The organism is Spiractinospora alimapuensis, assembly GCF_018437505.1.
Taxonomy (GTDB): domain Bacteria; phylum Actinomycetota; class Actinomycetes; order Streptosporangiales; family Streptosporangiaceae; genus Spiractinospora; species Spiractinospora alimapuensis.
Genome location: NZ_CP072467.1, coordinates 1,648,760 through 1,672,409 on the forward strand (window position 1 = coordinate 1,648,760; position 23,650 = coordinate 1,672,409).

23 protein-coding genes are annotated in these 23,650 nt (G+C 69.1%); 10 read left to right on the top strand and 13 right to left on the bottom strand.

Features of this window, described 5'->3' with window-relative positions:
* Positions 1 to 155 precede the first annotated feature (155 nt).
* Positions 156 to 3,869 (bottom strand): bifunctional glycosyltransferase/CDP-glycerol:glycerophosphate glycerophosphotransferase, encoded by a 3,714-nt coding sequence (locus J4H86_RS07630; protein ID WP_236542805.1) that lies wholly within the window; start codon positions 3,867 to 3,869, stop codon positions 156 to 158.
* Positions 3,870 to 4,024: 155 nt separating this feature from the next.
* Here J4H86_RS07630 and J4H86_RS07635 point away from each other — a divergent pair, with 155 nt between their 5' ends.
* From J4H86_RS07635 to J4H86_RS07650, 4 genes are read left to right on the top strand one after another with little or no spacing between them, the layout of a single operon-like run.
* Positions 4,025 to 4,345 (top strand): DUF6703 family protein, encoded by a 321-nt coding sequence (locus tag J4H86_RS07635; RefSeq protein WP_330932503.1) that lies wholly within the window; start codon positions 4,025 to 4,027, stop codon positions 4,343 to 4,345.
* Positions 4,346 to 4,376: 31 nt separating this feature from the next.
* On the top strand, positions 4,377 to 5,207 hold the full coding sequence (locus J4H86_RS07640) for a metal ABC transporter ATP-binding protein (protein WP_236542807.1): 831 nt from the start codon (positions 4,377 to 4,379) through the stop codon (positions 5,205 to 5,207).
* Complete coding sequence (locus J4H86_RS07645) at positions 5,200 to 6,084, top strand: metal ABC transporter permease (protein WP_236542808.1); 885 nt, start codon at positions 5,200 to 5,202, stop codon at positions 6,082 to 6,084. Before J4H86_RS07640 ends, J4H86_RS07645 begins: the two co-directional genes overlap by 8 nt.
* Positions 6,081 to 6,512, top strand: coding sequence for a Fur family transcriptional regulator (locus J4H86_RS07650; RefSeq protein ID WP_236542809.1), 432 nt, complete (start codon positions 6,081 to 6,083; stop codon positions 6,510 to 6,512). The genes J4H86_RS07645 and J4H86_RS07650 overlap by 4 nt, the downstream gene beginning before the upstream one ends.
* 8 nt (positions 6,513 to 6,520) lie before the next feature.
* On the opposite strand, the gene J4H86_RS07655 is transcribed toward J4H86_RS07650, so the two are convergent.
* The 3 genes from J4H86_RS07655 to recO all read right to left on the bottom strand — a co-directional run bounded on the left by J4H86_RS07655 (position 6,521) and on the right by recO (position 8,994).
* The gene (locus J4H86_RS07655; protein WP_236542810.1) at positions 6,521 to 7,309 is read right to left on the bottom strand and encodes an SGNH/GDSL hydrolase family protein; all 789 of its coding nucleotides are present in this window, start codon (positions 7,307 to 7,309) and stop codon (positions 6,521 to 6,523) included.
* 129 nt (positions 7,310 to 7,438) lie between these two features.
* Positions 7,439 to 8,266, bottom strand: a complete 828-nt coding sequence (locus J4H86_RS07660) for an isoprenyl transferase (protein ID WP_236542811.1) — start codon at positions 8,264 to 8,266, stop codon at positions 7,439 to 7,441.
* On the bottom strand, positions 8,263 to 8,994 hold the full coding sequence (gene recO / locus J4H86_RS07665; RefSeq protein ID WP_236542812.1) for a DNA repair protein RecO: 732 nt from the start codon (positions 8,992 to 8,994) through the stop codon (positions 8,263 to 8,265). The genes J4H86_RS07660 and recO overlap by 4 nt, the downstream gene beginning before the upstream one ends.
* A gap of 336 nt (positions 8,995 to 9,330) precedes the next feature.
* Here recO and J4H86_RS07670 point away from each other — a divergent pair, with 336 nt between their 5' ends.
* A complete protein-coding gene (locus J4H86_RS07670) occupies positions 9,331 to 10,002 on the top strand; it encodes a CAP domain-containing protein (protein WP_236542813.1) in 672 nt (223 codons plus the stop codon).
* Between the two features lie 192 nt (positions 10,003 to 10,194).
* On the opposite strand, the gene leuA is transcribed toward J4H86_RS07670, so the two are convergent.
* Positions 10,195 to 11,889: a 2-isopropylmalate synthase gene (gene leuA / locus J4H86_RS07675; RefSeq protein WP_236542814.1), complete on the bottom strand. Its 1,695-nt coding sequence runs from the start codon at positions 11,887 to 11,889 to the stop codon at positions 10,195 to 10,197.
* Between the two features lie 384 nt (positions 11,890 to 12,273).
* Here leuA and J4H86_RS07680 point away from each other — a divergent pair, with 384 nt between their 5' ends.
* The 3 genes from J4H86_RS07680 to J4H86_RS07690 all read left to right on the top strand — a co-directional run bounded on the left by J4H86_RS07680 (position 12,274) and on the right by J4H86_RS07690 (position 15,462).
* On the top strand, positions 12,274 to 13,152 hold the full coding sequence (locus tag J4H86_RS07680) for an oxygenase MpaB family protein (protein WP_236542815.1): 879 nt from the start codon (positions 12,274 to 12,276) through the stop codon (positions 13,150 to 13,152).
* A gap of 187 nt (positions 13,153 to 13,339) precedes the next feature.
* Positions 13,340 to 14,323, top strand: coding sequence for a CDP-alcohol phosphatidyltransferase family protein (locus tag J4H86_RS07685; protein ID WP_236542816.1), 984 nt, complete (start codon positions 13,340 to 13,342; stop codon positions 14,321 to 14,323).
* Between the two features lie 338 nt (positions 14,324 to 14,661).
* Positions 14,662 to 15,462, top strand: coding sequence for an IclR family transcriptional regulator (locus J4H86_RS07690; protein WP_269134542.1), 801 nt, complete (start codon positions 14,662 to 14,664; stop codon positions 15,460 to 15,462).
* Here the strand turns inward: J4H86_RS07690 and era are convergent.
* From era to J4H86_RS07720, 6 genes are all read right to left on the bottom strand, one after another.
* Positions 15,459 to 16,394, bottom strand: a complete 936-nt coding sequence (gene era, locus J4H86_RS07695) for a GTPase Era (protein WP_236542817.1) — start codon at positions 16,392 to 16,394, stop codon at positions 15,459 to 15,461. The genes J4H86_RS07690 and era overlap by 4 nt on opposite strands.
* A complete protein-coding gene (locus J4H86_RS07700) occupies positions 16,391 to 16,762 on the bottom strand; it encodes a cytidine deaminase (protein ID WP_236542818.1) in 372 nt (123 codons plus the stop codon). Before J4H86_RS07700 ends, era begins: the two co-directional genes overlap by 4 nt.
* A complete protein-coding gene (locus J4H86_RS07705) occupies positions 16,740 to 18,065 on the bottom strand; it encodes a hemolysin family protein (RefSeq protein WP_236542819.1) in 1,326 nt (441 codons plus the stop codon). Before J4H86_RS07705 ends, J4H86_RS07700 begins: the two co-directional genes overlap by 23 nt.
* A complete protein-coding gene (gene ybeY / locus J4H86_RS07710) occupies positions 18,037 to 18,528 on the bottom strand; it encodes an rRNA maturation RNase YbeY (RefSeq protein WP_236542820.1) in 492 nt (163 codons plus the stop codon). The genes J4H86_RS07705 and ybeY overlap by 29 nt, the downstream gene beginning before the upstream one ends.
* Before the next feature lie 35 nt (positions 18,529 to 18,563).
* The gene (locus J4H86_RS07715) at positions 18,564 to 19,607 is read right to left on the bottom strand and encodes a PhoH family protein (protein WP_236542821.1); all 1,044 of its coding nucleotides are present in this window, start codon (positions 19,605 to 19,607) and stop codon (positions 18,564 to 18,566) included.
* A 102-nt stretch (positions 19,608 to 19,709) separates the two neighbouring features.
* Entirely contained in the window at positions 19,710 to 20,066 is a 357-nt protein-coding gene (locus tag J4H86_RS07720; RefSeq protein ID WP_236542822.1) for a histidine triad nucleotide-binding protein, read from the bottom strand.
* Between the two features lie 250 nt (positions 20,067 to 20,316).
* Between J4H86_RS07720 and J4H86_RS07725 the strand changes: the two genes are divergently transcribed.
* Together J4H86_RS07725 and J4H86_RS07730 are read left to right on the top strand one after the other, a co-directional pair.
* Positions 20,317 to 20,856, top strand: coding sequence for a SigE family RNA polymerase sigma factor (locus J4H86_RS07725; protein WP_394356505.1), 540 nt, complete (start codon positions 20,317 to 20,319; stop codon positions 20,854 to 20,856).
* Entirely contained in the window at positions 20,856 to 21,464 is a 609-nt protein-coding gene (locus tag J4H86_RS07730) for a hypothetical protein (protein WP_236542823.1), read from the top strand. Before J4H86_RS07725 ends, J4H86_RS07730 begins: the two co-directional genes overlap by 1 nt.
* A 277-nt stretch (positions 21,465 to 21,741) precedes the next feature.
* Here the strand turns inward: J4H86_RS07730 and J4H86_RS07735 are convergent, their stop codons facing one another.
* Together J4H86_RS07735 and dnaJ are read right to left on the bottom strand one after the other, a co-directional pair.
* The gene (locus tag J4H86_RS07735; protein ID WP_236542824.1) at positions 21,742 to 22,473 is read right to left on the bottom strand and encodes a 16S rRNA (uracil(1498)-N(3))-methyltransferase; all 732 of its coding nucleotides are present in this window, start codon (positions 22,471 to 22,473) and stop codon (positions 21,742 to 21,744) included.
* Between the two features lie 6 nt (positions 22,474 to 22,479).
* A complete protein-coding gene (gene dnaJ / locus J4H86_RS07740; RefSeq protein ID WP_236542825.1) occupies positions 22,480 to 23,610 on the bottom strand; it encodes a molecular chaperone DnaJ in 1,131 nt (376 codons plus the stop codon).
* Positions 23,611 to 23,650: the final 40 nt, after the last annotated feature.

A 23,650-nucleotide genomic window follows, 5' to 3' on the forward strand; every position in this document is an offset into this window, starting at 1 on the left:
GGATACGGACACGACGGCTAACGGTGCGCGGCCCGCGACCCACGGCTCGTGAGCGCGACCGTTCACACTGGTGGGAACGCTCTCTGGGCGGCAGCGCCCAGCCTAGGGGAACCACGGGAATCCTCGCACCGAGACGCGTGGACCGCCCGGGCCCCTCATGGTGCGAAAACCCGGTCGACGACACGCGCGGTGGCCCCTCCGTCGTCCAGCGGACAGAACTGGCGCGTGAACGACGTGTACCGCTCCTGGTAGGCCGACGCGACTCCGTCGACCTCCGCGAGCGCCTCGATGACCTCGTCCGAAGTACGCAGCAACGGGCCGGGGGCGACCTCCTCGAAGTCGAAGTAGAACCCACGGAGCTCGTCACGGTAACTGTCCAGGTCGTAGGTGAAGAAGAGCATGGGGCGCCCCGTGTTGGCGAAGTCGAACATCACCGAGGAATAGTCGCTGACCAGGACATCGGTCACCAGGAGAAGGTCCATGATGTCCGGATAGCGCGACACGTCCCGCACGAACCCTCCGACCTCCGGAACCGAGTCGACCACCCGGGGGTGACGTCGGACCAGCAGCACGTGGTCCTCGCCCAGGACCGACCGCATGCGCTCCAAGTCCAGCCTCAGGTCCAGGGTGTGCTGTCCACGCGTGTGGTACTTGTCATCGCGCCAGGTCGGGGCGTACAGCACGACCCGCCTGTCCTCCGGGAGCCCCAGCGCGGCACGGATGTCAGCGGCACGCCGCTCCCTGTCCGCCGCGAAGAAGACGTCGTTGCGCGGGTAGCCCGTCTCCAGGATCTCACCCTCGAACCGGAAGGCCCGCCGAAGCAACGGAGTCGCCCACGGGCTCGGCGACACCAGGTAGTCCCACTGCGCGGTCTCCCAGGCGAGCTTCTCGTGATAGTCCCGGGCCTTACCCCGCAGATTCTCCACGTCGAACCCGATGCGTTTCAGCATGGACCCGTGCCACGTCTGCACCACGGTCTGACCGTCCCGTCGGGCGAACCAGGCCGGCAGTCGGGAGTTGGTCACCACGTAGCGGGACCGTGCCAGTGCCTCGTAGTACTCAACGCCACGCAGACGGATCGACGACGCGTCCCGGGGCGGTCGGGCCTGGCCGTCGCCCACGATCCACCCCATGGGGTAGTCCGTCCACCGGCCCGCGCGACGACGCAGCTCGTCGTACACCTGTAGGGGCGAGTCCGAACACTGCCGGCCGGTGTAGCTGTCGAAGGTGATCTCCTCGCGGACCGGCTCCGCGCGCATTCGGGGGTACTCCTCCTCCCGGAGGCGTCGCTGCGCGTAGCGGCCACGCTCCTTGGGTCGGAGGTCGCTGCCGACGCGCAGCACGGGACTGTACTCGTTCAGCGCCGTGAACTCGTAGTGGCGGCCCGCCGCGTCGACCCCGGTCGGCAGACGCGTGAGCAACGAGGGCGCGACGATCGCCCGCACGTCGACCGAGCGGCCCGTCACCGGACCGCCCAGACACCGTCCCCAGACCGCGTAGCGCCCGGCGGGCATGGACAGCGGCCCCGACAGGGTCTCGGTCGCCGCCGGATGGAACGTGGCGCGGAACCGGGAACCGTTGCGCTCACTGGAGGCGACGTACTCCTCCCGCCGCTCCATGGACTTGAGGACGAGGTCAAGATCTCCCTGACCGAGGTGTCGCCCCGAGAGGACCAGACTGTTGCCGTCCCAGCGTGCCTCCTCCACCGCGGGTTGGGCCCACCCGGCTCGCAGTCGCAGGTGCCCCGTGGTCGTGCGCTCCACGGCGATCTCCTGGTCGGGTGAGCCGGGAATCGCGCGGCGCCGGGACTCCACCTCCTCCGGGACGACGATGCGGGCGATCTCGGTGTCGTCCGAGGTGACGAGCGCCGCCGACCATCGTTCCTGGCGGAGCTTTCCCTCCCCCTCCACCAACGCCTCACGCAGGAGGCGATCGACAGGGACGTCCGCGCTGAACCGGGTACCGTCCAGCGTGATCGGAACGCGGAGGGTGGCGGTCCCCGGCAGTCGGCACAGGCGCAGCGCGACGCCCTGTCCCATCGGCGCGCTGAGCTCGCCACGGAGCTCGACCGCGGCGTCACCCCCACTTTCCGCGTAGCCGTAGCTGGTGAGCCGGGCCTGGACCGGCTCCACACCGATCAGCAGTTCCCGGTCCTCGTCCCACTCGGGTCGTGCCCACAGCGCACCACGGTCGGTGTCGGTGATCCGATGGGGTTCCGGACGTCGCGGCGCACCCGGAACCGGGTTCGTCAACCACCGCTTGCGGGTGATGCCGCGGTTGAACACCGACAGCTCGATCTTCCACCGCGCCGTGCCACCGGCCGTGTTCGGCCCGACGAGGCGACTGGGGTCGAGGCGGATCTCGAAGCCGCCGAAGTCGGTTCTCGCCGCGTCCGGCACGTCGGGGAGCCGGTACTCCGCCGCCTCCCGCATCGTCACGAGCACTCGACGTCGGATCCCCGTGTCGAGGTCCACGAGGGACGCGCGCACGTGTTGCTGCCAACCGCGCCGTACCGGGAGCCGCGTCACACCGAGGCGGCCGGACACCACCAGCGTCCCGTCCTGCCACTCCACACGCTCGGTCTTCTGTCGTAACCGCAGTTCTGGCCCAGCCTGGTAGACGGACCGGGGTACGCCCGCGTCCGGGTCCTCGAAGAACGGATAGCGCAGGTAGTAGCGGACGCCACGTCGCGCGACCTGCGCACGGGAGGGTTCGGTGCTCTGGGCGAAGGTCACGGTCTCCAACAACCGGGCGGTGTCGCGCCGCCGCGCCAGGTGGTACCCGAGCCGGCGCAGCGCCGACTGTTGGGTGAGAAGACGCGGATCGGCGGACTCGATCATGGGGGCGGCCAGGTCCAGGAACCGTGCCCTGGTGTCGTCATCGGCGTCGTCGAGTCCCAGCAGGATCCGCCACAGGTCCCGCCGGAGCAGTGTCGTTCGCCAGGCGTGTCGGGCGTCACCGTCAAGACGTCGGTCGAGCGCGGCCAGTGACTCCATACGTTCTTCGAGGTCCTGGCGCTGGGACAGCCGGCGACGGGCCGGGCGGGCACGGCGCAGCGACACGGGGGCCGGCAACGTGTCCACGGCGCCGGCGTGGAGGTACGCGGCGACGATGGCGAGGTCGTCGTCGGCATCGGGCAGATGGGTGTGGAACTCCGCGACGGCGTCCCACAGGTCGCGCCGCCAGACCTTGTTGCCCCAGAACCGGTCGCCCAGCAGTTCGGGCCGCGCCGTCGCGCGGACACCGTGGCGTTCCCGGACGAATCCCCCGCCCTTGACCGCGGAAGTGCCCACGCCGTGGGCGTTCAGACGGTAGGTGGTGCCCGTCGCGAGGTCGGAGGTGGACCGGTCCAGGGCGTCGGTGAGGTAGCGCAGAGCGTAGGAGGGCAGCGCGTCGTCGGCGGGAACGAAGGCGAGGTAGCGCCCGGACGCCTTGGCCGCGCCGGAGAACCTAGCCGCGGCCGTCGTCTCGGCGACGTCCTCGACCAGCCAGGCATTGGAGTGACTGTCGCCGCGGAGCCACTCCCCGGCGATGTCCAGGGCCCGCGGCCGGTTCAGCACCGGGTCCTCGTGCTCGTCCCCCTCCGACCACGCCTCCTCCGCGGTGGACGGTTCGGGGGTGTCCGCGTCATTGGCGTCCTCGCCCCCGTCGGATCGGTTCTCCGCCGCGGGCTCGTCGAGGACCTCCTGCCCGTCCTCCGCCGCCGCCTCGGGGTCGCCCGCGCCGTCTCCGATCGCGGCCGGGGCGGCGCGCACGGGCGCGAGGATCAGCTCGGTGTCACCGATGTCCTGGGCGCCCAGCGAGGAGAGACATCGTTCGAGGTGCGGCTCGGTGACATCGAAGGGGACAATGACGCTGAGTTTGGGCACGGAGCCTCGCTTCGTGGATAGCATCCGGTGGCATGTCTCTGGCGGAGTCGGTGTCGGCGCCCCGGAGGTCAGTGCGCCCGACATCCCGGATCGTCCGTCGACCGGTCGACGGACGACGGGCTAGGCTGACGTTTGTCGGCGGGTGAGGAGGACCAGTGTCCGCGAATGGTGGTGGCTCTCCCGCGAACGGAGGAGCCGGGCTGCGACGCGTGGTCGAGGAGCACAGCGCCCCGGTCCTGTTCTGGTTGCATCACGCACCGCGGTGGCTACTCCCGGTCGCGATGGCGGGCGTCCTCATCGGAGGGCTGTACTTCTCCGGGCTACCGGGCGCCGCGTTGCTCGGTCTGCTTGCCCTCTTCATCCTGTGGCTCGCCTTCATCGCATGGCCGACACTGCGGACCCCACAACGGACGTTGCGCTGTGTAGTCATTTCCATACTACTTGTTCTCGCCGTCGCACAGATCAGTCCGTTTTGACAATCATTTTCGTTTTCGGCACACTGTTGAGATGGTTGCCAGGAGCCTGTCTCCGGACGTGCCCGCCGCCACGTCCGAGCCACCGGTGTTCGCCGTACACGACGCGTCCATCGGGTACGACGGCGCTCCCGTCGTCTCCAACGTGAGTTTCACCGTACGTCGCGGCGAGACCGTCGCGATCATGGGCGCCAACGGTTCCGGAAAGTCCACGCTCCTGCGCGCCCTCCTGCGCGTCGTTCCCGTGACCTCCGGGTCCATCGAGGTCTTCGGCACCCCCCTGCGGGAGTTCCGCGACTGGGGCCGGATCGGTTATGTCCCCCAACGACTGGCGGTGGGAGGTGGGGTGCCCGCGACGGTCCGGGAGACGGTCTCCGCGGGTCGGGTGGCCCGCCGACGCGGCCTCTTGCCCTTCCCCGGAGCGGCCGACCGCGCGGCGGTCACCGAGGCCCTGACCACAACCGGTCTCCTGGACCGGTCCGGGGACGCCGTCCAGGAGCTCTCCGGCGGACAACAACAGCGGGTCCTGATCGCACGCGCCCTCGCGGGCGAACCGGACGTGCTGGTCATGGACGAACCGATGGCCGGTGTCGACGCCGCCAACCAGCGGGCGCTCGCCCACACCCTCGACGAACTGGCCCACCGTGGCCACACCATCGTGCTCGTACTCCACGAACTCGGCCCGCTGACCCCGCTCATCCAGCGCAGTGTCGTCCTGTCCCACGGCCAGCTCGTCCACGACGGCGCCCCTCCGCAGCCCGTCGGGGAGTGCGCCCTACCCGACCACGACCACGTCCACCCACACGCCGACGACACGACCGGATCGATCGCCGTCCCCGCGCCCGAGGGGCTGCGTCTTGATTGAGCTCCTCGACGCCGCGTTCATGCGGCGTGCTTTGCTGGCCGCCGCCCTCGTGGGCATCACGGCACCCGCCATCGGCACCTTCATCGTGCAGCGCCGCCTCGCCCTCCTGGGTGACGGCATGGGCCACGTCGCGCTGACCGGCGTCGCGCTCGGATTCCTCACCTCCACCTCTCCTCTGTTCAGCGCCGTTGTGGTGACCGTCCTCGGCGCCATCGCGATCGAGGTCATGCGGGTTCGCGCCCGCACCGCCGGGGACGTCGCGCTCGCGTTGCTGTTCTACGGCGGGATCGCCGGCGGCGTGTTCTTGATCGGACTCGCACCCGGAGCCAACAACGCGACCCTCACGGCGTTCCTCTTCGGGTCTGTCAGCAGCGTCACCAGCCAGGACGTCGCGACCGTGGCCGTTCTCGCCGCCGTCGTCCTTGGCGTCGTCGCGTTCTTCGGCCGGCAGTTGTTCCTGTTGTGTCAGGACGAGGAGGTGGCGCGCGCCTCTGGTCTGCCCGTGCGCTTCCTGAGCCTGCTCATCGGCGTCATGGCGGCGTTGACCGTCGTGCTCGCCATGCGCGTCGTCGGGGTTCTGCTGGTGAGCGCGCTCATGGTCATTCCCGTGGCGGCCGCGCAACAGCTCTCCCGTAGTTTTCGGGGCACCATGTCCGTCGCGGTGCTCCTGGGCGTCGTCTGCGCCCTCGCCGGCCTCTCCACCGCCTATTATGTCGACGTCGCGCCCGGTGCCACGATCGTGCTGATCGCACTCGCGGCGTTCGTCGGGGCCGTCGGCGTCGGTGGGATCCTGCGGCGCCGGCGCGGGCGCGCCCGCGCCGGCTCAGATAGCGTCAGTACCGTGCCCCAGAACGACCCCGGGAGCGTGCCGAGTTGACCTCACGCCGCGAAACGGTCCGCCGCGCCCTCAACGAGAGCACGGCGTTCCGCAGCGCCCAAGACCTCTACGCCGACCTTCGTGCCGGCGGGTCCAAGATCGGCCTGACCACCGTCTACCGTGCCCTGCAGTCACTCAGTGAGTCCGGCGAGATCGACGTCCTGCGCAACGACGACGGTGAGGCGGTGTACCGCCTGTGCGACACCGACCGGCACCATCACCACCTCGTCTGCCGCACGTGCGGCAGAACCGTGGAGGTCGAGGGACCGGCGGTGGAGACCTGGGCCGACACGATCGGGCGGCAGCACGGATTCGTGAACATCACGCACACGGTCGAGGTGTTCGGGACGTGTCCGACGTGTGCCGCGGCCCAGGCGCAGGGCCCCGACCCGGACAGCACGGGTCGGGCTCAGCGCACCAGCGCCTGAGGCGGACCTCAGCGCAGGGGTCCCAACGTCGGACGCTTGGCGGCCCGACCGTCACCCGACGACACACCCTGGATCCGACGTCTCACCCAGGGAACGAGATACTCCCGAGCCCACCTCAGGTCCTCCTGCCGGGCGGCGCTCCAGGCCACGGGCTCGTCGGGGGGCAGCGGGGCGCGCCAGTCCTCCTCCGGAGTCACGCCCAGCACCTCCAACGCACGCAACGCGACCCGGCGGTGCCCGTCGGCGGACAAGTGCAACCGGTCACCACTCCAGGCACGGCCGTCCTGCAGAACCCGCATCCACCACAGGTCCACCACCGAACAGTCATACTTCTGCGCGATGCCCCACAGATGCATGTTGTAGGTGGCCACCCGGCCACGCAGGTGCCGCATCACCGGCTGCCAGCCGAGGTCACCACCGGTACAGATGAGGACCCGCGCTCCGGCGGCCCGTAGCCGGGCGACCCCGGACTCGAAGACGCGCGCCACGCGGTCAGGGTCACCGCCGGGCCGGATGATGTCGTTACCGCCGGCCGAGAGCGCCACCAGGTCCGGGTTCAGCGCGATGGCCTCCGGGACCTGTTCGCCCACGATCTGGCGCACGAGCTTTCCCCGGACCGCGAGGTTGGCGTAGCGGAGGTCGGTGACGTGTCCGGCCAGCCCCTCCGCGACGCGATCCGCCCACCCACGGAACGCGCCGTCCACGCCGGGGTCGCTCAGGCCCTCGGTGAAGCTGTCACCGATCGCGACGAAGGCCAGGCTGTCGGGGAGTTGGGGGGCAAACGAAGAAGCATTCATGTGTCCCAGAATGCCGCGCGGACCGGAGGTTACGCTACAGTAAGTAACCGCCGACAAGGGGGATTGTCGCCGAGGTCACACGCACGTTCCCAAAAGTGATCCGCACCTCGGGACGCCCCTCGGGCTTCGCTACGTCTTCGGCAACGGGTTCGGCTCGGCTCCCCCGTATCGCCGGTCGCGACTCGCGTAGATCTCGCACGCGTGCCACAGGTGGCGGCGATCGAAATCCGGCCACAGGGTGTCCAGGAAGACGAGTTCGGAATAGGCGAGCTGCCACAGGAGGAAGTTGGAGATCCGCTGTTCCCCGGACGAGCGAACGAAGAGGTCCACGTCGGGGATGTCGGGCTCGTCGAGGTGGCGGGCCAACGTGTCCTCGTTGACCTTGTCGGGAGCGAGGCGACCGGCCGCGACCTCGCGAGCCACGGCGGCGGCGGCGTCGGCGATCTCGGCCCGCCCCCCGTAGTTCACACAGAACTGCAGTGTGAGCGCGCTGTTGCCCTGGGTCAGTCGCTCGCTCTCCTCCAGTTCCTTGATGACGCTCTTCCACAGGCGGGGCCGACGTCCCGCCCAGCGCACCCGGATTCCCCGCTCGTGCATCTCCTGGCGGCGGCGCCGCACCACGTCGCGGTTGAAGCCCATGAGGAACTTGACCTCGTCGGGGGAACGACGCCAGTTCTCGGTCGAGAACGCGTAAGCCGACACGTAGGGGATACCCAGTTCCAGAGCGCCCTCGATCACGTCGAACAGTGCGCCCTCTCCGGCCTTGTGTCCCTCCGTGCGGGGAAGTCCACGCTCCTTCGCCCAACGGCCGTTCCCGTCCATGATGATGGCGACGTGCCGTGGAACGAGCTCTCGTGGCAGTGCTGGGGGACGCGCTCCACTGGGGTGGGGATCCGGCGGCCGGACCGGGGTGTGGGGTGGGGCGGACTGGCCGGCGGCCGGGTCACTTGCACTCAACTGGGCTCCACGAGGCGAAGGGATCGGATTCCGTTCTCAACGTGCCACTGTAGATAGGCCGCGACCAGACCGCTGCATTCCCGGCGGTGACGCTGCTCGCTTGTGTCGGCCGTGGACCAGTCTCCGCTGATCAGGGCCGCCATCAGTGCGAGTGTCTCCCGCGCGGGGGTCGCGGCTCCGGGAGGCCGGCAGTCACGGCACACCGTGCCACCCGACTGCACCGAGAACACACCGTGCGGACCGGGGACGCCACACTGCGCGCACTCGTCCACCGCCAGGGCGAACCCCGCGGTCACCAGGGACCGCAACAGGTAGGCGTCCAGGACCAAGCGCGGGTCGTGTTCCCCCTCGCCCAGGGCACGCAGACCACCGATCAGCAGGAGGAACTGGCGTGGGGCCGGTTCCCTCTCCACGTGTACGACCTGCTGCGCGCCTTCCAACATGGCGATACCCGCGGTGTATCGCGGGTAGTGGTTCACCAGCGCGGCCCCGTAGGCACGCCTGGTCTCCGCCTGGGTGATGACGTCCAGTGTGCGGCCGGTGTGGAACTGGAGGTCGACGTGCGTGAACGGCTCCAGTCGAGCCCCGAAGCGGGACCGCGTGCGTCGCACCCCTTTGCCCACGGCACGCACGAGCCCGGCTCCACGAGTGAGCACGGTGATGATGCGGTCGGCCTCGCCCAACTTCTGGGTACGCAGGACGACGCCCTCATCCCGATAAAGCCCCATTGACCCCGTCTCCGCTCCGGCACACGTCGTTCCACTCATTCTCACCCATAGGCGCGGCCCAGACGCCGACGCGCCGCCCCCTTCCACTACGATGTCCCGACATCACCGGCGACACGGGCCATACCGACACAGCAGTCACATCCCCGACATCCGGCATCGGAATCGACCGACCCGTCGGTGCGTGATCGAGACCGACAGAACTCTCCTCCACTCCCCCAGCACTGAAGGCGGTCCGCCCCAATGTCCGAGAGAAGCCGTTCGCGTCACCGCCACGCCGGCGGATTTCCTTCCGCGCGTCGTCGCGGCCCCGGGTCCACCGCCGCGCGGGTGTGCCTGGTGTCCCTGCTGCCGCTGGGCGCCGTGGCTCTCGCCGCGCTCGGACTGACCGTCCCGGAGGTCGACCCGGACGCCGCCTCGCAGGGAACACCGGGAGGTCCGCACGAAGCCAGCCAGTCCCGAGAGGAGTTCTTCGCCCAGTCCAGCTACGACGACACGCCCGAGGCCGCGATGGAACGCGCGGACCCCGTACGAGAGCCGGCGCCGGTACCAACCGTCCAGACCGAGATCGCCGTCGAGGAGGAGGAGATCCCCGACGAGGTCGACGAGGAGGACGACGACGAGGAGGAGACCGGGTCGGCCGGCGGAGCCACGGTCGACGAGGTCGTGCGACTCACCAACTCCGAGCGCGCCGCCGCCGGCTGTGACGCGCTGCGGGTGGACGACAGGCTGACCCAGGCCGCCCAGGACCACAGCGAAGACATGGCACGTCGTGAGTACATGGATCACGAGACACCCGAGGGTCTGGACCCGTCCGACCGGGCCGAGGCGGCGGGCTACGACGCGCTCTCCGGAGAGAACGTCGCGGCTGGGCAGCGAAGCGCCCAGGAGGTCGTGGACGCCTGGATGAACAGTGAGGGCCACCGTAGGAACATCGTCGACTGTGACAACGTCGCCATCGGTGTCGGTGAGCGGGACTTCTACTGGACGCAGAAGTTCGGAGCGGAGTGACCGGCGTTCCGGTGGTGGGTTCGAACCTCGTCCCGAACATCCGGCCGGTATGGGAGAGGGCGATCCAATCCGGTGGGCGTCGGGTCCAAGGGCCTGACACCGCTGAGCGGGGCCGCGCCGTCGGGCCGACCCCACCAGCGGTCACGGACACCCCAAGCGCCCGTGACCGCTCACGACAGACCGGACCTCGGCTCAGTCCTCCGCGGCCCGACGGCGGGCGTGGTTGACGGCGCTGCAGACCGCCCTGAGGGACGCGGTCGTGGTGTTGGCGTTGATGCCGGCTCCCCAGTAGGTGCGACCGTCCACGCTCGCCTCCACGTAGGCCGCCGCTCGCGCGTCGCCCCCCTCACTGAGCGCGTGCTCGACGTAGTCCATCACGCGCACCGACACCCCGACGGTGCCCAGCGCGTCCACGAACGCGGAGATGGGGCCGTTTCCGGTGCCCGTGACCTCCCGAATCTCCCCCTCCGTCCGGACGTCCGCCGCGATGGTGACCTGGCCCTCGGCGTCCGTGGAGGAGCGGTGGGCCAGCACGCTCATGCCGCCCGCCTCCTGGAGATAGCTCTCGGTGAAGATCTCCCAGATGCGGTCGCCCGTGAACTCCCCGCCCTCGCTGTCGGTCTGGCGCTGGACCGCGCGGGAGAACTCGATCTGCATCCGTCGCGGCAGCTCCAGTGAGTGGTCGCGCTGGAGGATGTAGGAGACGCCGCCCTTCCCGGACTGGCTGTTCACCCGAATCACGGCCTCGTAGTTACGGCCCACGTCCCGTGGGTCGATCGGCAGGTACGGAGCCTGCCAGGGGTACTCGTCCACGGGGACGCCCGCGCGCGCGGCGTCGGCCTTGATCGCGCTCAGGCCCTTCTTGATCGCGTCCTGGTGGGAGCCGGAGAACGCGGTGTACACCAGGTCACCGCCGTAGGGGTGGCGGGGTGCCACGGGCAACTGGGTGCAGTGCTCCACGATCCGGCGGATCTCGTCGATGTCGGAGAAGTCGACCTCCGGGTCCACCCCCTGGCTGAACAGGTTGAGGCCCAGGGTCACCAGACAGACGTTGCCGGTGCGCTCACCGTGGCCGAACAGGCAGCCCTCCACTCGGTCGGCTCCCGCCATCACGGCGAGTTCCGCCGAGGCGACGCCCGTGCCACGGTCGTTGTGCGGATGGACCGACAGGCACACGTGCTCGCGGCGGGACAGGTTCCGACTCATCCACTCGATCTGGTCGGCGTAGACGTTCGGCGTGGTCCGCTCGACCGTCGCCGGCAGGTTGAGGATGATCTCCCGGCCGGGGCCCGGCTGCCAGACGTCCATGACGGCCTCGCAGACCTCCAGCGCGAAGTCCAGCTCAGTGTCGATGAAGATCTCGGGCGAGTACTCGTAACCGAAGTACTCCGTGTCGCCCAGGTACTGCTCGGCGAACTTCATGATGTGACGGGTGCCGTCCACCGCGAGGGCCTTGCACTCCTCGCGCTCCACCCCGAAGACCACCCGGCGGAACAGCGGAGCCGTCGCGTTGTACAGGTGAACGGTCGCGTTCTTCGCCCCGACCAGGCTCTGCACCGTCCGCTCGATCAGGTCCTCACGCGCCTGGGTCAGCACGGAGATCTGCACACCGTCGGGGATCGCGTCCCCGTCGATCAGCGACCGAACGAAGTCGAAGTCGGTCTGGCTCGCGGCCGGGAACCCCACCTCGATCTCGGTGTATCCCATCCGCACCAGCAGGTCGAACATCTCCCGCTTGCGTTCGGGGTCCATCGGCTCGATCAGCGACTGGTTTCCGTCCCGCAGGTCGGTCGACAGCCAACGCGGCGCCCGCTCGATGCGTTTGGACGGCCAGGTACGGTCCGGCAGATCGACCGTCGGGAACGCGGAGTAGCGCTGGAACGGCATAGAACTGGGCCGCTGTCGGCCGTGGCGCTGAAAACCGTGCCGCTGAAAAGAGTGCGATTCGTTCGACATCTCATGCTCCCCAAGGATTTCGCCGTGGATTCCGCGGCCGACAAAAACGCAACACGAATCTCCGCGGCGAGGGAGCCAGCCTGGTTAACGGCCCCCGCCGCGGCGGCTAAGGAGGAGCAGCGCACGCGACATACTCCGACGAGCGTACCAGGCCGACCGATCTCTTGGTCCCGGACAAGTCGGCCACCCCCGAACCACGCCGATTCGGCACGGTCACCGCGGGAGCGCTCGCGCGTCAGCCGCGGCGGTCCACCCCGCCCGGACGGGACCCGACGGTGCGTGACCCCCAGGCGCTCGCCGCCTAGTCTGGGACACGTGAAGGACTCACAAACCACCACGGTGAGCCAGCGCGTCATCCGTGAGGCGTGGATCCTGCTCGGCCCGCTTCCGTGTTCCATCGTGATGCAGGTCGCCCACTCCCGGGTGGCCCAGGGAGTCGACGAACACAGTGACTTCCGCGAGCACCCGGCCCGACGGGCGCGCGGAACGGCCCAGTTCGTCTACGCGCTCGCGTTCGGGACCGCGGAGGAGACCGACGCGGTGACGCGGGAGGTACGGGCGGCGCACCGCCGCGTACGAGGCCGCGGATACTCCGCGAACGACCCCGACCTGCAGACCTGGGTCGCCGCGACCGGTTACTTCTGTTACGTCGACGGACACGAGCGTCTCTTCGGTCCGTTGACCGAGGCCGAACGGGACGAGGCGCATCGCCAGTTCGCCGGTTGGGCCACCGTGTTGGGGTGTCCGGCGGACCGCTGGCCGGCCACGCGCGAGGAGTTCGACGCCTACTGGCGGGCCATGGTGTCCACACTCGAGGTCGGGCCCACCTCTCGCGCGGTCGTGGCGAGCCTGTTCCGTCCCGCGCAGTGGTGGTTGCGACCCCTCACGACCACACAGCGCTTCTTCACGAGCGGGCTGCTCCCCCCGGAGATCCGACGGCGATACGGACTCCCCTGGAGCCCGGGGCACCAACGCGCCTTCGACCTCACCATGCACACCCTGCGCCTCGTCTACCCGAGGATTCCCCTCGTCGTCCGGGAACTGCCCATGACCTACTACCTGTGGGACCTTCGGCACCGTCTCGCCAGGGAGCGGCGGGGAGCTCGGCCGGTCAGCGAGACCACGCCCCACGGGTCCGCCTTCGCGCGACCGGGACGGGCCGACGCGGCACACGTCCGGGGGTACGGACGGTAAGGTCGCAATCATAACGAGGTACGGGTGTGTCCTCCTCGCGCCGTGGGGCCGGGCGGACCGCGTGTCCCCCGGAGGGAAGAACCAGACCACTGGTGTCCGCCCCTGACGGGTGACCGGTTCGGTGGCCCCGAGCGCATCGTCCATGTGCCCACGCCTCGATGTCTCACTTCGACCGGAGCTGCCGTACATGTCACGAACCGAGTTCTCGCTGGCGGATGTTCGCGAGCTGACCTACAAGTCACGAGACTCCTGGTGGACCGTCTTCCTCGTTGACCCCTTCGCCTCTCGTCTGGTGCGGTGGACCGCCAACCACACCAACCTCACCCCCAACCAGCTCACCCTCGGCTCATTCGTGCTGGGTGTGGGCGCGGCGGTGTGCTTCGCACAGGTGACCTGGCCATGGCTCCTCGCCGGCGCGGTGTTGTTCCACCTCAGCTTCGTCCTGGACTGCATGGACGGGAAGATCGCCCGGTTGAAGGGCACCGGCACGGTGTTCGGTGGATGGTTGGACTACATCTTCGACCGGCTGCGGGTGCTGGTGTGTGCGGTCGCCCTGTTGGGCGGCTACTTCGCCGTGACCGGAATGTCCTTCTTCCTGTGGGTGACGCTGCTGGTCGTCGTCACCGACATGTTCCGCTACCTCAACGCACCGCAGATGGCGAAGGTGCGCGAACAGACGCGGACCGGCATCCACATCCGGGTGGCCGCCGCCCTTCCCGTGCTGGGAGAGGACGAACTCGCGCGTCTACTGGGCCGACGCCGGCTCGACGAGGTCCGCCCCGCGGAGGAACCCACGGCCGACGACGAGGCCGAAGCGAACACCAACGAGCTTCCCAAGCCCGGAGTCGGCAGTCTCTCCGACCGCTTCCCCGCCTACGCCCGGTTCCGCGCCTTCCTGGACCGACACCGGGTGCGCTCCCACCTGTTCAGCGGCATCGAGTTCCACATGGGGACGTTCATCGTCGCCCCCGTGGTGGGAACCGTGACCCCGGTGGGCATGCTCGCCGTCATCGTGCTCTCCTCCGTGGGGATGCTGGCGGCGGAGTGTCTCCTGATCATTCGGATGTGGCAGCTCACCCGTCGCTACGAGCGTGAGGCGGCCCGACTGGACTCCGCGATGGCGGCGGCCTCGGCTCCGGACGCGGGGCTGCGCACTCCCTCCCAGACCTAGAGACTCGGCCGAAGGCGTCCACACGCAGGCAGGTGCGGGGGCAGGGCGTGTGTCCAGCCGACACCTGCCCTACGGCACCGCGCGCGTCGGCGGGCGGCGCCCACGCCGCATCCGCCCTGGTCCCCGCTCGGGAGCCGAGCCATCGGTCATGACGACGAATTCCCCGGACACGAATCGGCGGATCTTCTGTATCCTGGACAAACATTTCTACAGTCCGAAAGAGCCAGGGTCAGCCAACGGAATTCCGTCCTCGCGTCACCCACGAGTGATCCGAGGCCCCAGCCGTCGCACACACCTCACGCGGCGGTGCCCGCACTGACTGGGAGAGGGAGATACCCGTGCCGCGGTCAACCACCAACCCTGACGACGCGTCCGTGGATCCGGCACGCGGCCGAACGGGTGGCGTCCAATCACTCGATCGGGCCTTCCAACTACTCGAGATCATGGCCGACGCGGGCGGCGAGGTGTCGCTCAGCTATCTCGCCGACTCCTCAGGCCTGCCACTGCCCACCATCCATCGGATCATCCGAAGCCTGCTGACCAACGGATACGTCCGTCAGCTCCCGTCCCGACGCTACGCGCTCGGGCCCCGTCTCATCGGGTTGGGCGAACGCGCCTCCCAGATGCTGGGCGCCTGGGCGCGTCCTCACCTGGCCCACCTGGTCGAGCAGCTCGGTGAGACCGCGAACCTCGCCATGTTGGACGGCGACACGGTGGTGTATGTGGCCCAGGTCCCCTCACCCCACGCGATGCGGATGTTCACCGAGGTCGGTCGGCGGGTGCTCCCGCACTCGACTGGGGTGGGCAAGGCCCTGTTGGCCCAGGTTCCCGCCACCTCGACCCAGGCGATCCTCGCCCGGGCGGGCATGCCCGCGCACACCGAGCGCACCATCACCACTCCCGGGGACTTCCTCACCGAACTGGCCCTGGTACGGGACCAGGGCTACGCCACCGACGACGGCGAACAGGAGATCGGCGTCCGTTGCATCGCGGTGCCCGTCCTCGGCGGGCCGTCCAAGACGGCACTGTCCATCTCGGGCCCCGAATCGCGAGTCACCTGGGAGGTGGTGCGTCGAGCGGCGCCCATTCTGCAACAGACCGCCCGGCACCTCGCCGAGGATCTCAATCACCGGTCCTAGGTCTGTTGGTCGAAGCCGAGCTTACGTAGCTGGGCGGGATCCCGCTGCCAGTCCTTGGCCACACGCACGCGAAGGTCCAGGAACACGCGGCGCCCCATCAGCGCCTCGATCTGTTGACGCGCCCGCGTCCCGACGTCACGCAGCCGGGTCCCGCGCGCGCCCAACACGATCGCCTTCTGGCTCGGTCGCTCCACGTACAGTCCCGCGTAGATGTCGAGCAGGCTGTCGGGGTCCTCCGGATCCCGCAGCGTCATCTCGTCGACCGTCACCGCGATGGAGTGCGGAAGCTCGTCGCGGACCCCGTCCAGCGCCGCCTCCCGAACCAGCTCCGCGACGAGCTGCTCCTCCGGCTCGTCGGTGACGTCACCCTCGGGGTAAAGGGCCGGCCCCTCCGGCAACTGCCCGCAGAGCACGTCGGACACCGTGTCCACCTGGAACCCCGACCGTGCCGAGACCGGGACGATGTCCGCCCACTCCCCGAGCTGGGACACCGCGAGTAGCTGCGCGGCGATCCCGGCCGAGTCGGTGGAGTCGGTCTTCGTCACCAGTGCGACGACCGGAGTGTCACGTTGCCGCGCCAGCTCCTTGGCGATGTAGGTGTCCCCGCGGCCGATCGGCTCGTTGGCGGGTACGCAGAACCCGATCACGTCCACTTCGACGAGGGTGGAACGCACCAGACTGTCCAGGCGCTCACCAAGGAGGGTACGTGGCTTGTGCAGACCGGGCGTGTCCACGACGACGAGCTGGGCGTCCGAACGGTGAACGACCCCGCGTACGGTACGGCGCGTGGTCTGCGGCTGGTCACTGGTGATCGCGACCTTCTCGCCGACCAGCGCGTTCATCAACGTCGACTTGCCCACGTTGGGCCGCCCCACGAAGCAGGCGAAACCACTACGGAATCCCGGTGCGGTGTGTCCGAGGGGGATCGTCATGAGCGTGACACGCGCCGAAGCGTCCCGTCGGGGGAGGCCAACAGGACCACCGACGCCCCCATGTCACGGACGGCGGCGAGGTCCTCCGCGGACAGCTCCGTCTCATCTTCCGGGCCACCGACGACGGCCACGGCCTGCAGCCCCTCCGCCCCGCTGGAGGCCGCCGCGGCGACGGCGGCGCGCACGGCCGAGAGCCGCAGGGAGGGCAGGTCCACGGTGGTCGCGACGTAGGTCCGTCGGGTGACGTCACGTACGGCCGCGCCCTGGGCGGCGCTGTTGCGTGCCCGGGAGGAGCGCGCGAGGGTGATCAGCTTCTCGTCCTCGGGGTCGAGGTCGTGAACCGGCTCAGTCGGCACTGTCTTGCTCACCCTTCAGCTTCTCCACCTGGATCGTGGCGGTGCGGTTGCGGCGTCCGGTCGGGGTCTCCGCGCGAAGCAGCAGCCCCGCGTAGGACGCGGTCGATCCCATGACGGGAACCCGCCCCAAAGCATAGGCCAGCAGTCCGCCGACCGTGCCCACGTCGAGTTCGTCGACGTCGATGTCGACGTCGAACAGGTCAGCGAGATCACCGATGGGGGTTCGTGCCGACACTCGGGCCCGACCCGCGCCCAGCCACCGCACCGTCTCCGGCGCGTCGTCGTACTCGTCGATGATCTCCCCGACGATCTCCTCGACGATGTCCTCCATCGTGATCAGGCCGGCCGTTCCACCGTACTCGTCGATGACGATCGCCATGTGTATCCGCTGTTGGCGCATCTCCCGCAGCAGCTCGTCCACGGGTTTGCTGTCCGGGACGAACGTGGCGTCGCGCATCAGCTCCGAGACCCGGACCGTGGACTCGGCCGAGACGTCGTCGCGCAGATGCTCGATCATGTCCTTGAGGTTGATGATCCCGGTCACGTCGTCGACGCTCTCCCCTGTCACCGGAATCCGGGAGTAGCCGGTGCTCATCGCGAGATCCACGGCCTCGGCAACGCTCGCGTCCGCGGGGATGACGTCCATGTCGGTCCGGGGCACCATCACGTTGCGCGCGGGGGTGTCGTCGAGCTGGAACACCGAGTGGATCATCTCCCGTTCCTCGGTGTCGATCAACTGGCCCTGTTCCGCGAGGTCCACGAGGTGACGCAGTTCGTCCTCGTTCACCGTGGAGTCCGACGCGGAGCGGCTACCCGGCGTCAGCGCCCGTCCCACCCGCACCGACAGGTTGGTGAGCGGGGCGAGGACCACCGTCAGCGGGTAGAGAGCCCGGGCCGCGAGCAGGGCCACGGCCTCGGGAGCGCGCTGGCCCAGCGCTCGGGGCAGCGTCCCACCGAGCAGGGCCACCGCACCGATCATGACGACGACCGCGAGCGGCGGTACCCACCAGCTCCACCCCAGCCACGCGACGAACGCGACCGTGACCGCGACGATGGCCACCACCTCGAAAGCCAACCGTGCGAGCTGCACACTGCTGGTGAAGCGGGTGGGGTCCGCCGTGATGGACGTCAGGCGCTGGGCTCCTGGCCGTCCCTCCTTCTGGAGGGCCTCCGCGGCGGTGTGGGTCACCCGTGCGAACGCGACCTGGACCGTGGCGAGTGTCCCCGCGAGCAGGAGGCAGACGACAGCCGTGACGATCTCCGGCAGAACGGAGAGTAAGCCGGCGTTATCGGTCACCGCTTTGGCCGTCTCCATCTCCGGACGATTCGCCCTCGGCGCGGAAGCCGTCGAGCAGGCGGGCCTGAAGTCCGAACATCTCCTGGTGCTCCTCCGGCTCGGCGTGATCGTAGCCGAGGAGGTGCAGGATGCCGTGGGTACACAGCAGGTCCAGCTCCGCCTGGACCGAGTGGCCGGCCTCGGAGGCCTGCCGTTCGGCGACCTGCGGGCAGATGATCACGTCGCCCAGGACACCAGGGTCGGACGGAGCCGTGAGACTGCCCGGACGGAGTTCGTCCATCGGGAAGGAGAGCACGTCGGTGGGACCGGACTCGTCCATCCACCGCACGTGCAGCTCCGCCATCGGCTCCTCGTCCATGAGGATCACCGACAGTTCCGCCAAGGGGTGGATCCGCAGCTCGTCCAGTACGTACCGCGCGAGTTGGGAGAGGCGTGCCTCGTCCGTGTCGACCGCGGACTCGTTGGCGACCTCGATACTCATTTCCACGTGCTCCATCGTGACTCGTTCCCCACGACTCACCGGGCTCCGGAGTCGCGGGGCCGCCCGCGCCCACGCCGGCTGTCCCCGTCGGCCGTGTTGCGCTGGTCGTAACGACCGTAGGCGTCCACGATGGCGCTCACCAGCTTGTGCCGCACGACGTCGTGGCTGGTGAGGCGGCAGAAGGCGATGTCGTCCAGCCCCTCGAGGATATTCTCGATCGTCCGCAGTCCGCTCGCCTGGCCACCCGGAAGGTCGACCTGGGTGACGTCACCGGTCACCACGATCTTGGAGTCGAACCCGAGACGGGTGAGGAACATCTTCATCTGTTCCGGGGAGGTGTTCTGTGCCTCGTCCAGGATGATGAAGGAGTCGTTCAGCGTACGACCACGCATGTACGCCAACGGCGCGACCTCGATCGTTCCGGACTCCATCAACTTGGGGATGGAACCGGGGTCGAGCATGTCGTGCAGGGCGTCGTAGAGGGGCCGCAGGTACGGGTCGATCTTCTCGTAGAGGGTGCCGGGCAGGAAACCGAGCCGCTCCCCCGCCTCGACCGCCGGGCGGGTCAGGATGATCCGGTTGACCTGTTTGGCCTGCAGGGCCTTCACGGCCTTGGCCATCGCCAGGTAGGTCTTCCCCGTTCCGGCCGGCCCGATGCCGAAGACGATGGTGTGGGCGTCGATCGCGTCCACGTACCGCTTCTGGTTCAGTGTCTTCGGGCGGATGGTGCGGCCACGCGCGGACAGGATGTTCTGTGTGAGCACGTCCACCGGACGCGTGGTGGCACCGCTCTCGGCGTCGGGTTCCAGCATCCGCAGCGAACGCTCCACCACGTCCGGGGTGACGTGCGTCCCGTTCTTGACCAGCTCCAACAACTCCTCGATGAGACGGGTGATCCGCGACGTCTCCTCGGGTGGTCCACTGAGGGTGATCTCGTTTCCGCGGACGTGAATGTCACCGGAGAAGGACTGTTCGACCGTCCGCAGCAACTCGTCGCCCGAACCAAGGAGCGCGACCATCATGTGCTCCTCCGGAACGACCACCTTGACCTGGGTTCCGGCTTGCGTTGACTCGCTCATAGTCCGACCACGGGGGTCGTCCATCCCTTCTCCACGCGTTGGGTACGCGCCCCGCGCCCCTCGACTCTAACAACGCCTACGGCCCACACGATTATGCCGCGCTCACCCGGGCGGCCAGGTCAGGGAACGGCCTCCCAGCACGTGGCCGTGCACGTGGAAGACCTCCTGTCCCGCCGCCGGCCCCGTGTTGAAGACCAGCCGGTAGCCGTCGTCGGCGACGCCGTCGATCCGCGCCACCTCTCCGGCCACTCGAGCGATCGCGTCCATCAGCCCTCGGTCGGCCGAGCCCGCGGCCGCGGCCGTCGGAAAATGCTCCCTCGGAATGACCAGAACGTGGGTCGGAGCCTGCGGATTGATGTCCCGGAACGCGACGATCTCGTCGTCCTTGGTGACAATGTCCGCCGGAATCTCCCCAGCGACGATCTTGCAGAACAGACAGTCCGCGTCCCGCTGTGCCACGGGCACCCCCTCCCACCGGAAACCAGCGAGACCATCATGCCGGATCGACGGCGGAGTCCGCGACGTGAAATCCGAGGTGACCCGACCGACCGGATACGGTCGCACAGAGTTTTCAACGCGTCGCCCGCGAGCTACGGTGGCTGAGCTGCCCTGTCCGCTCGCGCGGCCATACGGTCGCCACCGTGAGTGAGTGAGTCGTTATCTGATGCCCTTTCGTAAACCGAACGACAAGGGCCCGCGTCAACAAGACGTGACTGAAACCATCGTTGCGGACGTTCCTGCGGCTACGGTGTCGGTCGTGTGGGATGCCGATCAAGCCGTCACCCAGCTATACAGCCAGCACTATCGACCGCTGGTACGGCTGGCGGCCCTGCTTGTCCGGGACTTCGCCACGGCCGAGGAAGTCGTGCAGGACGCGTTCGTCGCCATGCACGGGGCGTGGCGCCGCCTCCGCGACCCGAACAAGGCCCTGTCCTATCTGCGCCAATCCGTCGTGAACCGGGCTCGTTCCGTCCTCCGCCACCGGGCGGTGGTCGAGAAGTACGCGCCCAAGAGCATGCCCGACGCGCCGAGCGCGGAGTACGGGGCACTCGGGGAGCTCGAACGCACCGCCGTCATCGACGCCTTGCGCACGCTACCCACACGACAACGCGAAGCCATCGTCCTGCGATACTACGGGGACTTCTCTGAAGCCCAGATCGCCGACGCGATGGGCATCAGCCGCGGTGCGGTGAAAAGCCACACCGCGCGTGGCATCGCCGCGCTACGCGGGGTTCTGGAGCAAACCTGATGAGTGGACACTTGGACGACAACGAGGAGCGCCGGCTCCGGGAGATCCTCCGAGCCGAGGTGGATCACGTCCAACCCGCCGGGGACGGACTCCAGAAGATCCAGGAACGCACCGCCCGACGCGGGTTCTCCTGGCTGACATGGCTGCGTCCGGCCGCCGCGGTCGCGGGCGCGTTGGCGATCGTGGGCTCCGTGCTCTTCGGAGCGCCGGCCCTCCGCGAGCAGGTCGCCCCGGCGAACAACGACGAGGCCGGCCCCGTGGCGACGCAGAGCGAGACGACGACCGACGACGAGGAGGCGACGGCACCGACCGACGCCCCCGAGAGCGATCCCGCCGACCCGACCCCCGAGGGCGGGGACACGACACCGGCCGAGGAGGAGCCCACCACCACCCCCGAGGAAGGGGAGGAGGGCGACACCGACCCGACCGTCCTGGAGGACTGCCCCGCACCCGAGGACGACCCGACACTCGTCGCGTCCCCGTCCGACCGGCCCAACGCCGACGGTGACATCCCGGATCACTGCTTCGACGACTCCGACGACGGCACCCCGGACCAGGACACCGAGCCGACGCAGAACACGCCCGTCCCCCTGCCCGGCCGGGAGTAGCCGCCGGACCGTCGGCGTCGCGCGGAGGTCCGGCCCGGTGTCGACCACGGGGCGCTCAGTTCGCGGGACACACGTGGACGTGGGACGGGCCGTGAACGCGCTGGTCCTGGGGGCTCGGGGCGAGACCACGTCGGCCCGACGACTGGGTGTTCCCCGCCGCGGAACTCCACGGTCCGTGTGGTCCGTGTGGTCCGTCCCGTCACTGGCGCCGCGCGGGAAACACCGCGGGCACCGTGCGGAGGTTCACCCCTGTCCCCCGAGCACCGAGCCTTCGGTGTCACCACCGGCCGCAGCGGGCCTGCAGCACCGAGAGGGCGGCGACACCGGCGGTGGAGGTGCGCAGGACCGAGGTCCCCAGGGCGACGCGTTGCGCACCGGCGTCGGTGAACGCTGCGAGTTCGGTGTCGGTGAACCCACCCTCCGGACCCACCACGAGCACGACCTCGCCACTGGTCGGCGGGGTCACCTCCGTCAGGCGCCGTGACGCGTCCTCGTGCAGCACGAGCGCGAGCGTGGCCGACCGCAGCGAGTCCACCACCGACTCCATGCGATACAGGTCCTCGACGACGGGCAGGTGTGACCGCCGTGACTGCTTGGCGGCCTCGCGGGCGGTGGCGCGCCACTTCGCGGTCCCCTTGGCCGCGCGCTCGCCCTGCCACTTGGCGATGGAACGTTGCGCCTGCCACGGAACGAGTCGGTCCACCCCCGCCTCCGTCATCAGCTCCACGGCCAGTTCACCGCGGTCGCCCTTGGGCAGGGCCTGCACCACGGTGAGTCGGGGCTCGGGAGGGATCTCGTTCCATCGGTCACGGACCGCGAAGACGACGGTATCGCGGCCGACCTCGATGACCTCGCAGCGCGCTCTGGCGCCCTCGCCGTCGGTGAGGTCGACCGTCTCGCCCACGGCGATCCGCCGGACGGTGGCCGCGTGCCGTCCCTCCTTACCGGCCAGTGTCACCCGGTCGTGGGACAGCGTTTCGGTGTCGGTCAGGAAGAGTGGCGCGGTCACGTGCCCCTACCGTGTGGGATTGAAGGCTTCACGCAGCCGCGAGAACAGCCCCGAACCGCCCGGGCTGAGCTTGCCGGGCACGTGCTCCTCGCCCCGCATCTCCGCGAGCGAGCGCAACAGCTTCTCCTGCTCGTCGTCGAGCTTGGTCGGGGTCTCCACCGTGACCTGGATCAGGAGGTCGCCGCGGCCCGGAGCGTTCAGGTGCCGGATGCCCAGACCCTTCTTGCGGATCACGTGACCGGACTGCGTCCCGGGACGCAGGTCGATCTCCTCTTCGCCGTCCAGTGTCTCGATGGGAACGATCGTGCCCAACGCGGCGGCCGTCATGGGGATCTCGATGGCACAGTGCAGGTCGTCACCGTGGCGTTCGAACACCGCGTGTGGGCGCTGCACGATCTCCAGGAAGATGTCCCCGCGTGGACCGCCGTTGGGTCCGACCTCACCCTCACCGGCGAGCTGGATCTGGGTACCGTCCTCGACCCCGGCGGGAATCTGCACGGTACGGGTCACCCGGTCACGGACGCGACCCTCCCCGGAGCAGTCCGCGCAGGGGTCGGTGACGACCGTGCCCATACCGGAGCACTGGGGGCAGGGGCGGGTCGTCATCACCTGGCCGAGGAAGGAACGCGCGACCTGCGACACCTCGCCCCGCCCCGCGCACATCCCACAGGTCTCCCGGTGGGTCCCGGGCGCGGCACCCTCACCGGAACAGGTCTCGCACCGTACCGCGATCGGGAAGGTGACCTCCTTGGTCACCCCGAACGCGGTCTCGGCGAGGTCCAGCTCGACGCGAACCCGGATGTTGCGGCCGCGGCGGCGGTCCCGCGCGGTCCGGCCGCCGTTGCCCCCACGACCGAAGAAGGCGTTCATGATGTCGTCGAAGGGGAATCCGCCCGCGGCGCCGAAGCCGCCGCCGCTGGGGGCGAACGGGTCGACACCAGCGTCGTGCATCTGGCGCTTCTCCGGGTCGGACAGGACTTCGTAGGCCTGCGTGACCTGCTTGAAGCGCTCCTGCACGGCCGGATCGGGGTTCACGTCCGGGTGCAGTTCACGTGCCAGCCGACGGTAGGCCTTCTTGATCTCCTCCTTGCTCGCGTCGCGACGCACACCGAGGATCTCGTAATAGTCTCTGGACACTAAAGGCTCCGACGCTTCCCGCTGGTTGACTCTGACTGTC